Raw genomic sequence first — 13,160 nt, forward strand, 5'->3', positions numbered from 1 at the left:
ACTTACGGGAACCCGGACTTCAAACTCGAGCCAGCGCCGGATCGCGTGACGTGGTTCCTCCACCCCACTCCGCGTCGGGGTGGCAGCGGCAGGCTTGACGTGGCGGGTCAGCGTTGGCAGTCGTAGCGTTCGCGTGCCTCGAGGACTTCGGCGATGTGCGCTTCGGCCCATTGGCCGATCGCGCTCAGGGGCGTATGCAGCGTGCGGCCCAGGTCGGTCAGCTCGTATTCGACGCGGGGAGGGACTTCGGCGAAGACGTGGCGGCTGACGAGGCCGTCGCGTTCGAGGTCGCGCAGCGTCTCGGTGAGAACTTTGCCGCTGATGCCCTCGACGCTGGTTCGCAGGTCGCGGAAGCGCGTGCGGCCCTTGCCGAGCACGATGACGATCATCGCCGTCCACTTGTTGGCGATCCTCGTCAGCGAAGTGCGCGAGGGGCAGGTCGCGGTGAGCACATTCCAGTCAGGCTCATATGACATGCGACACAAATCTCCAATGGTTACGTTGTGGTTACTGATTTCAGAAAGTGACTATAGACCGAACGCAGGAACAACGCGAAAACGAGGAGCGATCCGATGACCGAGTCCAGCACCACCGCCAAAGTGGCCCGCCAGTACTACGAGGCGATGTCCTCCGGCGACATCCCCACCGCCACGGGCCTGTTCGCGGCCGACATCAAGTGGCACCAGCCCGGCGGCCACCGCTTCGCAGGCCTCAAGGATGGCCCCGCGCCCGTGGGCGAGATGATCGGCGGCCAGATGGCCCTCACCGCTGGCACGTTCAAGCTCGAGTTCACCGGCGGTCCAATGGTCAACGGCGATCTGGCCGCGTTCCCGGTGCACTTCTCCGGCGAGCGCGAGGGCGCCTCGATGTCGATGGACGGCATCGACGTCCTGCGCGTCGAGGGCGGCAAGATCGCCGAGATGTGGCTGTTCTCCGCCGACCAGGACGCCGAAGACGCCTTCTGGGGCCAGGCCTGAGCGAACCCTGAGGCAACTGTCGACCCCGTCCGCGCTTTCCCTGTGCGGCGGAGAAAGGGAAGTGATGACATGGCCGAGGCCGACGCGAACGAACCGCCGGAGCGGATCCGGGTCCGTGGCGCGCGAGTGCACAACCTGCAGGGCATCGACGTCGAGATCCCGCTCCGCAAGCTCGTCGCGATCGCCGGTGTGTCCGGCTCGGGCAAGTCCTCGCTCGCGCTCGGCGTGCTCTACGCCGAAGGATCGCGCCGGTACCTGGGGGCGCTTTCGACCTACACGCGCCGCCGACTCGCGCAGGCGCCGCGGGCCGATGTGGACACTGTTGAGCACGTGCCGGCCGCACTGGCGCTGCGGCAGCGTCCGGGCGTCCCGTCGGTCCGCAGCACCTTCGGCACCTCCACCGAGCTCCTCAACTACCTGCGGCTCATGTACTCGCGCCTGGGCGCACACCTGTGCCCCAACGGCCACCGGCAGGAGCCGACGATCGACGTCGCGCTGAACATGGACCTGACGTGCCCGGTGTGCGGCTCGGTGTTCTATCCGCCCGGGGCCGAGACGTTCGCGTTCAACTCCGACGGCGCCTGCCCGCGCTGCGAGGGCACCGGCGTGGTGCGCGAGGTCGACGAGGACGCGCTCGTCCCCGACCCTTCGAAGACGATCGACCAGGGCGCGGTCGCACCGTGGTCGATGTTCGGCCTGAGCGTCATGCCGCAGGTCGCGGCCGAACTCGGCGTGCGCACCGACGTGCCCTATGCCGAACTCGACGCGACCGAGCGCGAGACGGTCATGCACGGCCCCGAGGTCAAGCGGCAGATTCGCGTGCCTTCCAAGAGCGGCAAGCTGTTCGACCTGAACTTCACGTACCGCAACGCCCGGCAGGCCGTCGAGGAGGCGGTCAGGAACGCCGCCAGCGAGCAGGGCCTCAACCGGGTCAACCGGTTCCTGAGCGTCCAGACCTGCCCCGACTGCGGCGGCACCCGCCTGAGCGAAGCCGCCAGATCCACCACTGTGGACGATTTGAATCTTGCTGAGGCGACCGCGAAAACGCTCAGCGACCTCACCGAGTGGGTCCCGAAGGTCGTCGACTCGCTGCCGCCCGACATGGCGCGGATGGGCCGCGAGATCAGCGCGCAGCTCATGGTGATCGCGGAACGGCTCACCGGACTCGGCCTGTCCTATCTCAGTCTCGACCGGGCGAGTTCCACGCTGTCGACCGGTGAGCGGCAGCGGGTCCAGCTGGCCCGCGCGGTGCGCAACGAGACCACCGGGGTGCTGTACGTCCTGGACGAGCCCTCCATCGGCCTGCATCCGACGAATGTGGATGGACTGCTCACGGTCATGCGGGATCTGCTCGCGGACGGCAACTCCGTGGTCCTGGTCGACCACGACGTCCAGATCCTGCGCGAAGCCGACTGGTTCATCGAGATCGGGCCCGGTTCGGGCAGCCAAGGCGGCAGGGTGCTCGCCACCGGCGACGCCGAGCAGATCGCCGCCCACCCGGACTCGCTCATCGGGCCGTTCCTCGCCGGTCGCGAAAGCGCCGCGGTCCGCTCGCGCGCGGACGCCGACGCCATGTTCGACCTGGGGCGCATCAGCTTGTCGACACGACCGCTGCACACCGTGCATGGCCTCGACCTCGAACTCCCGGCCGGGCGCCTCATCGCCGTCACCGGCGTCTCGGGTTCGGGCAAGACCACACTCGTCCTCGAGAGCCTCATTCCCGGACTACGCGCCCGCATCGCGGACACGCCGCTGCCCCGACAGGTCGCGGACCTTGGCCCCGGTCCGGTCACCCGCGTCAACGCCGTGGACAGCAGCCCGGTCGGCGCCAACGTTCGGTCCACAGTGGCGACCTACAGCGGCATCCTCGACGAGCTGCGCCGCGCTTGGGCGGCCACACCCGCCGCGAAGGCCGACGGCCTGGGTGCGGGCGACTTCTCCTACAACACCGGGTCGCTGCGCTGCCCGCGCTGCCAGGGCACCGGCGAAGTCTCGCTCGACGTGCAGTTCCTGCCCGATGTGGACATCGTCTGCCCCGAATGCGACGGCACTCGCTTTGCGCCGGAGGCCGATCGGTACGAACGCGAGGGCGTCAGCCTGCCGCAGCTGCTCAAGCTCACCGCGACGCAGGCGCTGGACCGGGTCGGCGACCTGCGCCGCGTCCGGTCCAAACTCCAGACCCTCGTCGACCTGGGCCTGGGCTATCTCACGTTGGGCGAGGCGACTCCCGCGCTCTCCGGCGGCGAGGCCCAGCGCCTCAAACTCGCCTCCGAACTCGGCCGCGACCAGAGCGCGACACTGTTCGTCTTCGACGAACCGTCGATCGGCCTGCACCCGCTCGACGTGCGGACCCTGCTGAAGGTGCTTCAGCGCCTGGTCGACAACGGCGCCACCGTCCTCGTGATCGAACACGACCTCGACCTGATCGCCAACGCCGACTACATCGTCGACATGGGCCCCGGCGGCGGCGCCGACGGCGGCACCATCGTCGCCACGGGCACTCCCGACGACCTCCGCGGCGACCAGCGCAGCCTCACCGGCCGATACCTCGACCGCCACCTCGACTACGGCTGATTCGCGGGCTTCGGGCGGCCGCCGTGGTCGCAGTACCAGGCCGTGTCGTCGGGTCGGGCGGGTTCGGGGATCGACATCGCCCAGGCGCCCATGGCGTCGAGGACGGTGCGAAGTCCCTCGCCGAGCTCGGTGAGTCGGTACTCCACACGCGGGGGGATTTCTGGATACGAAGTGCGCGTTACGATCCCGTGATTCTCGAATTGGCGCAGCCGCCGCGTCAAGGTGTGCGGGCTGATGCGCGGCAGCGCCGCGCGCAGCTCGGTGAAGCGGTGCGGGCCGTGCAGGAGTTCGCGGACGATGAGCGTGGCCCACGGTCCTTCGAGCAGAGTGAGGAAGCGCGCGACCCCGCACTCGGGCAGCGCGGTCACGACGTCTTCGGCGGGAGTGTCAGTGGCCACAATCGTCTCCAGGCTCCATTAGTGCAGTTGATGTAACTGATGCATCGATTGTACTAATGGCGTCATGACTTATGTAGTGCACGGCGCCACCGGCGCCCAAGGAGGACCCGTCGTCACCTCTCTCGCCACGAAAGGGGTGCTGATCACCGCCCTCACCCGCCGCACAGACGCGGACGTGGCGTGCGCGCGGACGCTCGCGGTCGACCTTGACTCGATCGAGCAGCTCACCGACGCCTACCGCGGCTCGGAGGGCGTGTTCGTCCACCTGCCGGTGGTCGACGCCGCAACGCGCAACACATACGCGGGCAACATCATCACCGCGCTACGCGAAGCCCGCCCCCAGCGGGTCGTCTATTCCACCAGCGGGTTCCCCGCCGATGCCGACCCAATGGCCGCGGCGCTGGCCGACAGCGGCCTGTCGTACGCCGTGATCGCACCCCGCTACTACCTGGAGAACCTGCTCCTTCCGCACGTCCAGGAGGGCATCCGCTCCAAAGGCGTGCTCCGTTACCCGCTGCCGACCGACTTCGCCTCCTCGTGGGGCTCACACCTGGACATCGCCGACGCGACGCTCGCCCTGTTCGAACAGCGAGACGTGACAGGAGTCGTCGAGGTCGGCCAGTCTCCCGCCGTCACGGGCAAGGACCTGGCCGAGGCCTTCGCCGCCGCATACGGCCGCGACGTGGTCTACGAGCTCCAGACGCCGGCCGACTTCGCCGTGCGACTCGCACCGCTGATGGGCGCCGACGCCGCCGCGGTGGTCCAGAACGGTTACGAGCAGATCGTCGCCCTGCCCGACAACGCGATCGACCCCGAGCGCTCCGCACAACGACTCCTGGGCCTCACTCCCCGCACCACGCTCCAATGGCTCATCGACCTCGGGCTGCACCAGGCCTGAGCGGCCCCATACGGATAGGCGTGGACCGGACAGATCCCTTAGCGATTGTCCGGTCCACGCCTTTCGCCCTATCCCATCCGTGAGACGGCCCCGCCTTCGGGCGCTCCCATCAGAAGCGCACCGAAGGCGGGACCGGGCGGAGGTCATAACCCGATGGCCACGATCGTGCGCCCGAGGAGGGCTCCTTCCACGAGGTAGTCGATCGTGCCGAGGTAGCGCCGGTCCGCGTCCACGCCCGACCAAGTTGCGGTCACGGTGTGGGCGTCACCGGCTTCGGCCTCCAGCGAATCCGGGGCCACGGTCAAGTTCCCTGCGGCCGTTCCGGGGACGATCCAGGTATGGACCAGTGCCTCGACTGCGGTGGTCGGGGCGTCCCACAGGTCGACGAAGACCACATAGGTCCGGCCGGCCTCCAGATCGACGACCTCGTCTGAACCTGGCAGCTGCGGCGTGCCGAACAGTTCGAGGGTCCCGTCGTCCAGCTTCGTGTAGACATAGAGGTCGATGTCGACCTCCGGGCCCTGGTCGGCATCGAACGTCGCGACGCTCCCCATTGCGGCATCGTCGGGGACGGTGAGTTCGAAGGCCTTGGTCTGGTCGCGCTCGACCGGTTCGTCCATAGGGAAGGTCGAACGGTCCGGATTGGAGAGAGCGAGTGTCCGGGTGTCCGAGGCGACCAGGCCGGAAGCGGCCAGTTCGAAGGTACCGTCCACGCCGGTCTTCACGTCGAACTCGGCCGAGCCTTCAGTGCCTTCGCCGGTGAGCTCGCTGGGGACGGCGATGTCCGCCGCGCGCACCGTGATCGGGCTGCGGACTTCGTGTCCCCGCCAGTCGCGCCAGGTCAGTGACCCGAACGACCATTCGGCGCTGGCGGCGTCGGTCCGGGTGATCGTGACCGAGTACGTGGCTGTCGCGCCCGGCTGCACCACCAGGAGTTTGCGGTCCACCTTGACTTTGAAGCCCTGCGGGACTTCGACGGTCGGGTAGTAGACGCCGACAGTGTCGTCGACGTTGGTGACCGTGCGGGTGATCGTCTGCTTCCCGGTCAGGTCGCCGACCGCGATCGACGGGTAGTTCAGGTCGCTCGGGTCGAGCGCGCCGTGGTCGTCCTCGGCGGTCTCGCAGGTGCCGGCGGGCGCCACCTCCTGGAACTGGCCGATGGCGCACCCGTAGCGGATCCAGTCGGTCGCACCGGAGTCGTAGACCAGGCCGGGGTCGAACATGGCCTGGCCGTCGACGTGTCCGGAGCCGAGGTGGAACGGCGTGGCGGTGGCGTCGGTGCCCGCGCGCCCGATCGGTTCACCCTCGGTGTCGGTCTGGTAAGCGGTGGTCATGATCGCCGATTTGATCGCCATGGGCGACCAGTCGGGGTTGGCGCTCTTGATAAGCGCCGCAAGGCCGGCGATGTGCGGGCTGGCCATCGAGGTGCCGCCCATGAGGCCGAAGTGGCCGCCGTCGGGAGTCGCCGACGGCATGTACCCGGCGAGGATCTCGTCGCCGGGCGCGGTGATGTCGGGCTTGAGCAGGTCGCCGCCGCCGGCCAGTGCAGGGCCCTGGCCGGACCATTCAGCCGAGGTCGGAGCGGTCTGGCTGACCGTCTCGTAGGCATGGGCGGTCACGGTTGCGGCGTCGTTGCCCGCGGCATAGGCCTCGATGGCGTCGCCCGCGGCGACGCCGGTTCGGACCGTCCACTGCGGGGCGTCGAAGCCGGTGTCGAGGTCGTCCTGGGCGGCATCGTCGTTGTAGACCAGCGCGAACGCGCCTCCCGCGTCGGCCACGGCCTGGGACTTTTCGACGAAGAGGTAGGTGCCGCGGGCGCAGGCGACCGCCCGGCCCGCGACCTTGTCCGCATCCAGCGTGCCCGGCGCGCACAACCGCACCTCGGCCGGATCCGCTCCCTCCTCGGCGACCTCTTGGGCCAGCACCAGATCCGCCTCGGTCTCAGTGAACCTCGGGGCGTTGGAGGTATAGGGGAAGGTCTGGCCGTCGCCGAGAGTCAGCTCCACATCGTAGGTGCGGGTGTGGGAGCCGGCGGCGACGGAGGTGACCCACGGCGCGTTGTGGCCGACGGTGCTCGCGCCGCTCTCGCCGGCGTTGCCGGCCGAATTGGCGATGAAGACGCCCGCTTCGGCGGCGGCGAAGGACGCCATCGCGATCGGGTCGACGATGGTGTTCCCCGCGTCGCCGAGCGACATGTTGATGACGTCCACGCCGTCGCTCACGGCCGCGTCGATCGCGGCCACGATGTCGGAGTTCTGGCAGAGGCCGTCGATGGCGATCCAGCAGACCTTGTAGACGGCGAGCCGCGCCGCGGGCGCCATGCCCGAGACCGAACCGACCGGAACGCCGTCGATGACAGCTTCGGTGTCGAGGTTGCCTGCGGCGGTGGTGGCCACGTGGGTGCCGTGGTTGTACTCCTCACGCGGCGACTTGAAGCCGTCGACGTCGCTGTTGCCGGTGGAGTCGAACCAGCGGGCTCCGATCACCTTGTTGTTGCAGACGACGTTGTTCTCAGGGGTGTCTTCGCCCTCCTCGCATTCGCCCTTCCACTTGGCGTCGATGACGTCCTGGTCGGGACGGGGCTCGGGCAGCGGCGCGAACATCGGGTTCTCGGGGATGAAGCCGCCGTCGATGATCCCGATGACGACGCCTTCGCCGGCGTGCTCGCCGCCGCCGAACTCGCTCTCCCAGGAACCGTCCTCACCGGACAGTCCGAGGAACTCGCTCGAGGTGTCCAACTGGGGCTTCGAGAGCCCGTCGGGGACGATGGCGGCGACGCGCTCGTCGCTTGCGAGTTCGCGCGCTTCTGCACCGGTCAGCTCGGCCGCGACGCCGTTCAAGGCCGTGTCGTATTCGGCGTCGGGTTGGACGCCGGGCACGTCGCCGAGGATCTCGTCGCGGGCCTCCTCGAGATGCGCGCGATAGTCCTGCACCGCATCCGAATCGAAGGCGATGCGCTCGCCGTCGTCGGGGGTGGTGGCTTCGAGACCGGGCACGCCGCCGTCGTAGACGGCGACGGGCTCGTCGGCGAACTGGATGATGTAGCGACCGTCCTTGAAGGAGGTCGGGGACGAGGGGAGCGCCGGGTCTGCGGTGGCCGTATAGGCGAAGACGGTGAGGCTTGTGGCGGCTACGGCCGCGGCGCTGAGCGCCGCTATGACGCTTCGCCGACGACCGGCGGCCCGCAATGAACTCATGGATATCACCGGGGGAGTTCCTTTCTGACAGAACAGAGGTGGTGGTCCGCCGCACCGGTTCCCGCGAACAGGCGTATCCGCAGCGGCGGATTCAGGGGAGGAGCAAGGACTCGTGAGACGGGGGGAGAAAGGGCGCGACCGACCCAACCGCGGCCGCGCCCGGCCCGCGACGGTCGGTCGCGGACGAGTTGAAGTACTAGAAGCTTCAACTGAGGTGAGAATGAATGTCAATTCGAGATGACACAGATCACATCAAAACACTTATTACTGACAAGTAGTACTAATCTCGACGAAATGGCTGTTAGCGGGCACGCTTGATAGCGCCGTGCGCCGGTCTTTTCGGTTCCGGTTCGGGCGTCGTTCGATCTTGCAGGTCAATGGCTGACTGTTGCCGCCTCCGTCGGCATCAATTCGATCCCTAATGGATCGTGAATCAGCTCGCGGAGGCGATCGCGGTCTCGACCGAGTCGGCGAAGGCCGCGGGGTCGACGAGTTGCCCGTTGACCTTCGCGGTGGGCGTGCCGGTCACGCTCTGCTCGTTCGTGGCGGAGGCGGTGCTCTCCCCGAGCCAGCCCCGGTACGTCTCGTCTTCCACGCACGCCTCGAACGCCGCGCCGAGTCCGACGTCCTCGGTGCCGATGCGCTCCAGTTCGTCGTCGTCGAGCCCGCGGGTGTTCTCGGCGGGTTGGGCGGCGTACAGCGCGAGCGTGTAGTCGAGGAATTCCTGCTGTCCGGTGTCGGCGGCGCACACGGCCGCCGCGCCGGCGCGGGTCGAGTACCGGGTGCCCTGACTCAGGCGGTCGAGGATGGCGATCGGGTGGTAGTTCACTGTCACGGAACCGTCGTCGATCCAGCGTTGCAGATCGGCGGCGTAGGTGTCCTCGAACTCCTTGCAGGCCGGGCACAGGTAGTCGATGTAGAGGTCGATCTGGACCGGGCCGTCGCCGATCTTGACGGCGTGGGTGTCGGTGGTTTCGGCGGCCGGTTCGTTGACCTCGTAGTCGACCTCGCGGTTCATCCAGATGCCGACGCCGAGCAGGCCGCCGACGAGCAGGACGGCCGCGCCGATCGCGACGCCGAAGACGATGCGCTTGCGGCGCGCCTCTGCTTCCCGCTGTCTGCGGAGTGCTGCGGCGGCTTGTTTTCGTGACGAAGTTGCCATTGCGGAGGTGTTCCTTTCAATGCGGCTGACCGCATTCGTGCTGAGTGGAGTCGTGCGGGACGCCTGTGGGCACCGCGCGGTCAGCGGCCGTCGCTGAAGCGACAGGGCCGCGGGCGGCACTGCAGACGCGTCGCCGATGGACCGAGCCGGTGCGCAGGGCGACCGACACGGCTGGGTGGCGAGCGAAGAGGTCGTCCGTTCATCCGCAGGGCGGAGGTGCCGACGGGGCGTGCGCCTCCGTCGATGAACGGGTTACCGGGAGAAGACCGCCGTCGGCGGGCCGCGTCGCGGCACGGCTGCGGCGAGGAGCATCAGCTGCGGACGCACGCCCTCGGGCGCGGGCACCGCGCGGCGCGGCGGCAGGACCGGACCCGCCGCTTCGAGCAGTCGCAGGCACAGACCTGGCCCGAACGCGAGGATGAGCAGGTCGAGGAAGGCCGTCAGCGCGGCGTCGCCGCGGGCCAACCAGACGGCCGTGACGGCCATCGCCAGCGCGTGCGCCAGCAGCATCATCGGGCTCGGCGCCAGGTGGTGCGCGTGGCCGGACGCGACCATGAACCACGCGTGCAGGCCTGATTGTGCGAGCGCGCAGGCGGCCGCGATCACGCCGACGCCGCGCTGTCTGTCGCCGAGGCAGTAGGCCGGCAGTGCAAGGACCGCGACGGCGGTAGCGAACGTTCCGAAGGAGAGCAGCGACCCGCCGGCGATGAAGTGCAGGGTGGCCGTGACGGCCACGCAGGCCACCGCGAACACGAGGGCGCGAAGCCCGCGGATCAGCGGCTGACCGATATGCACCGAGTGATTCTCGCATGGCCGCCGCGGCGAACGGCGATCCGGATCGGGGCACCGCAGGCCTCGATCGACCTGTGCGGCACGGGTAACCTCACTGATCGAACGTAGGGAGGGTTCAACCAGCAGGACAGCAATGCGCCCGGCCCGCATCACCGAGATGCGAGCCGGGCGCGATGGGCCTCCGGCAGCGTCAGCCCGCCGGGTCGCCCTGGCTCGTCTCGACGCTGAACTGACTGAAATCCGCCTGGCCGACCGAGGTCGAATGCGAGGTGAAGATCATCCCGGCGTCCTGGGTCGACGCCGTCCCCGCCGCGGTCACCGGAGCACCCAGCTGCGTCCAGTCGGTGCCGTTCGCCGAGTACTCGGCCGTGACCTGGTCGCCGGTGCGGGAGAGCCGGAGCCAGACCGGGGCCGTGGCCGCCTGCTGTCGGCCTTGGTCGAGGAATCCGTCCCCATCGGAGTCCCATTGGAGGCTCACGCCGTTGTCGGGCGTGGCGACCAGCACGACGTAGCCGCCCGCCTCCTCAGGATTCGTGACGTCGTTGCGGAGCACGAGGCCGGCCTTGGTCCACGGGTTGACCGGGTCCACCGCGTCGACCCGCACCGTGACGACCGAGCCGTCCTGGACGGCGCCCGGGGCGTAGACGGTGCCGTACTCGTCGTCGCGCTGGCCGCCGGCGCCCCAGATGTCGGCACCGGCGTTGCGGATGGCGTAGACACCGTCGAGTTCGCCGAACTGGCCCGGCACCGAGCCGTACGTGCTCAGGGTCGTGACCGGCGCGGCGACGGCCGTCGCCGCGTTCACCGTCCGGGAGACTTGGTCGCCGCTGACGGTGTAGCCCGCTGCTACTTCGACGGTGCCGACCTCGATGGGTTCGGTGAGTACGTCAGGGGCGGTGAGCCGCAGCTCGATCTGGGCCGAACCGCCCGCCTCCAGGAAGGTGGGCACCGCCTCGACCGGCTCGACGGCCCAGCCTTCCGAAGCGGTGGCGGTCAACGCCAGGTCGGTGAGCGCCACGCCCTCGGCGAGGTTGGTCAGGGTCGCCTCGACGTCGGTCGCCAAGCCCGGTGCGACCTCACCGTCCACAGTGATGTTGAGGGCCAGTTCCGGGCGTCCCGGATCGGTGCCGGTTCGCAGCGCGGGGGAGATCCCGGCGTTGTAGATGACGCGGGCGGCGTCGGTCGGGACCGACTCGCCGCGGGCGAGGCGCACGGTGCCGGTGACGGTGTTCGTCCCGCGCCCGTCGGCGAAGTTCGCGTTGCCGCCGACCACCCAGTTGTCGGTGTACGTGACGTCGCCGGTGTGGTTGGTCGAGCGCTGGTTGAAGAACTGGGTGTGCGAGGCGTCGAGGACGTTGCCGTTCACGCTCCAGTATCGCGAGCCCTCGTCGAAGTAGAGGGCCGCGCGTCCGGCCGGGGGATCGTCGGGGAGGCAGATGTAGTTGCCCTCGAGGACGCTGCCCGGCGCGGCCGACAGGTTGTAGAACGCGGAGCCGTCGTTCATCTCCAGCATGACGTCGTGGATGTAGTTGAACGCGACGCGGTTGTCCGCCAATGTAGTGGGCGTGTCGTAGACCGGCTGGTAGTCGTAGAGGCCGCGCTGCAGGTACTCGGGGCTGCCTCCGGGATCGTTGGCGCCCCAGCCGTAGCCGGTGTTGATGCCCGAGTACGGCAGGTTCCGCACCTCGTTGCGGACGATGCTCGCCCGGGTTGCGTACGTGGCGAGGATGCCCGCCCCGTCCTTGTACTCGATGGCGACGTTGTCGACGAGGTTGTCGCTGATGGTGATGTCCTCGACGATCATGCGCTCGTCACTGGGATGGTGCGCGTCGGACTGCACGCCGCCGACCACGATCGCCTGGCCCGAGGTCTGGTGGAACTGCGAGCGGGACACGACGATGTCGCTCGCGCCGAGTCCGACGCCGGTGGCGTGCGCGTTGGCGTCGTTGCCGATGCCGAGGCCCACGGAACCGATGCCGGTGTAGACGTTGTCGCTCAGTTCGATGTGGTGCGCAGCCGACACCTGCACGGCCGCGGGCATCTGGTGCCAGGTGTTGCGCGTGCCCTCGAACTCTCTGCAGCCCTCCGCGCAGGTGGCGAAGGCGTCGGCCGGGCGGTCGTGGTCGCCGCCGATGAGGAACGCGCCGGACTGCTGGCTCGCGTAGCCTTCGTCGGTGCCGGGCGCCGTCCAGGTCGTGCCGGTGAACCGGATGCCGGAGAACCGCAGGTCGTGCACCGGTTCGTCGTAGGTGCCGCCGATCTCCAGGAGCGTTGCGAGGCGCGGCAGTTCGACGCTCGCCTCGTTCACGTCCTGGCCGTCCAGCGGCTTGTAGTAGACCTTCCCGGCTTCCCGGTCCAGGTACCACTCGCCCCGCTCGTCGAGGAACTCGCGGGCGTTGACGATGTAGAGCGGACCGGCGCGGAAGGTGTGCTGGACGGTGTCCCAGCCCCACGTGTTGTTGTCCCAGGCGGGCTGGGCCATCGCGATGCGGTCGGCGGTGATGCCGGCGACCGGTGACCGGCGGTGGGTGAAGGACCCGACGAACTCCAGCTCCGTGCGATCGGGCTGCTCGATATCGGCCAGCCATGCCAGCGAATCGGCCAGGTCGACGCCGTCGGCGGTGAAGCTCACGGCGTCGCGGGGAAGCTCGGTGCGGGCGCGGGTGGCGAGTCGGCCGTCCACGTAGAGCTGTCGCGCCTCCAGGTTTGCGTCCGCGGGGGCGGGCGCCTCCCACACGCCGGGCATGGTGGTCGACTCGGTCCAGCCGGTCACCGGCGAGGCGCCGGAGATGACGGGCGTTTCGCCGGGGGCCGCGGTCCAGGTGATCGGGTGGTCGGTCGAGCCCGAATCGCGGGCGTCGAAGCGGAGCGGTTCGGTGAGGCGGTAGGTGCCGCCGGCCAGTTGCACCACGATGTCGCGGTCGTGGCCGTCGGCGCTCCGGACGACCTCTTGGGCCCGCTCCAGTGAGCACGGGTTTCGCGGTTGGCACCAGGCGGTGCCCTTGCCGTCCGGGCTGACGTACAGCGTGAGCGTGCGGTCCTTCCCGGCGGCCGCTGCAGGGTTACTCAGCATGGCCGCCACGCAGGCGATCGCGACGCCGAGCGCGCCGAGTGCGAGAGCTCTTCGACTTCGTTGTCTTGTGGCAGGGGGCATTGCTCCAC

Annotated in this window: 9 protein-coding genes; 3 read left to right on the forward strand and 6 right to left on the reverse strand. The window is 69.0% G+C overall.

Annotation, left to right across the window (positions count from 1 at the left end; genetic code table 11):
• Positions 1-107: 107 nt before the first annotated feature.
• On the reverse strand, positions 108-476 hold the full coding sequence (locus tag FAB82_RS23455) for a winged helix-turn-helix transcriptional regulator (RefSeq protein WP_136536995.1): 369 nt from the start codon (positions 474-476) through the stop codon (positions 108-110).
• Between the two features lie 96 nt (positions 477-572).
• Here FAB82_RS23455 and FAB82_RS23460 point away from each other — a divergent pair, with 96 nt between their 5' ends.
• Complete coding sequence (locus tag FAB82_RS23460) at positions 573-977, forward strand: nuclear transport factor 2 family protein (RefSeq protein WP_136536996.1); 405 nt, start codon at positions 573-575, stop codon at positions 975-977.
• Positions 978-1,046: 69 nt separating this feature from the next.
• Complete coding sequence (locus FAB82_RS23465; protein WP_136536997.1) at positions 1,047-3,551, forward strand: excinuclease ABC subunit UvrA; 2,505 nt, start codon at positions 1,047-1,049, stop codon at positions 3,549-3,551.
• Here the strand turns inward: FAB82_RS23465 and FAB82_RS23470 are convergent.
• Positions 3,542-3,949, reverse strand: a complete 408-nt coding sequence (locus tag FAB82_RS23470) for a winged helix-turn-helix transcriptional regulator (RefSeq protein WP_246039789.1) — start codon at positions 3,947-3,949, stop codon at positions 3,542-3,544. The genes FAB82_RS23465 and FAB82_RS23470 overlap by 10 nt on opposite strands.
• Positions 3,950-4,013: 64 nt before the next feature.
• Between FAB82_RS23470 and FAB82_RS23475 the strand changes: the two genes are divergently transcribed.
• Complete coding sequence (locus tag FAB82_RS23475; RefSeq protein WP_136536998.1) at positions 4,014-4,847, forward strand: SDR family oxidoreductase; 834 nt, start codon at positions 4,014-4,016, stop codon at positions 4,845-4,847.
• 143 nt (positions 4,848-4,990) lie between these two features.
• Here FAB82_RS23475 and FAB82_RS28465 read toward each other — a convergent pair whose 3' ends face one another.
• The 4 genes from FAB82_RS28465 to FAB82_RS23495 all read right to left on the reverse strand — a co-directional run bounded on the left by FAB82_RS28465 (position 4,991) and on the right by FAB82_RS23495 (position 13,071).
• Positions 4,991-8,044, reverse strand: coding sequence for a S8 family serine peptidase (locus FAB82_RS28465; RefSeq protein WP_136536999.1), 3,054 nt, complete (start codon positions 8,042-8,044; stop codon positions 4,991-4,993).
• Positions 8,045-8,477: 433 nt separating this feature from the next.
• Complete coding sequence (locus tag FAB82_RS23485) at positions 8,478-9,206, reverse strand: DsbA family protein (RefSeq protein WP_136537000.1); 729 nt, start codon at positions 9,204-9,206, stop codon at positions 8,478-8,480.
• Positions 9,207-9,458: 252 nt separating this feature from the next.
• Positions 9,459-10,001: a hypothetical protein gene (locus FAB82_RS23490; RefSeq protein WP_136537001.1), complete on the reverse strand. Its 543-nt coding sequence runs from the start codon at positions 9,999-10,001 to the stop codon at positions 9,459-9,461.
• A gap of 187 nt (positions 10,002-10,188) precedes the next feature.
• Complete coding sequence (locus FAB82_RS23495; protein WP_136537002.1) at positions 10,189-13,071, reverse strand: right-handed parallel beta-helix repeat-containing protein; 2,883 nt, start codon at positions 13,069-13,071, stop codon at positions 10,189-10,191.
• Positions 13,072-13,160: the final 89 nt, after the last annotated feature.

This window comes from Glycomyces buryatensis (assembly GCF_004912275.1).
Taxonomy (GTDB): Bacteria; Actinomycetota; Actinomycetes; order Mycobacteriales; family Micromonosporaceae; genus Glycomyces; species Glycomyces buryatensis.

Bases quoted from the DNA above. Each gene is read 5' to 3' on its own strand.
- FAB82_RS23475 (WP_136536998.1), top strand. From the start codon at position 4,014: ATGACTTATGTAGTGCACGGCGCCACCGGCGCCCAAGGAGGACCCGTC.
- FAB82_RS28465 (WP_136536999.1), bottom strand. From the start codon at position 8,044: ATGAGTTCATTGCGGGCCGCCGGTCGTCGGCGAAGCGTCATAGCGGCG.
- FAB82_RS23465 (WP_136536997.1), top strand. From the start codon at position 1,047: ATGGCCGAGGCCGACGCGAACGAACCGCCGGAGCGGATCCGGGTCCGT.
- FAB82_RS23495 (WP_136537002.1), bottom strand. From the start codon at position 13,071: ATGCTGAGTAACCCTGCAGCGGCCGCCGGGAAGGACCGCACGCTCACG.
- FAB82_RS23460 (WP_136536996.1), top strand. From the start codon at position 573: ATGACCGAGTCCAGCACCACCGCCAAAGTGGCCCGCCAGTACTACGAG.
- FAB82_RS23455 (WP_136536995.1), bottom strand. From the start codon at position 476: ATGTCATATGAGCCTGACTGGAATGTGCTCACCGCGACCTGCCCCTCG.
- FAB82_RS23485 (WP_136537000.1), bottom strand. From the start codon at position 9,206: ATGGCAACTTCGTCACGAAAACAAGCCGCCGCAGCACTCCGCAGACAG.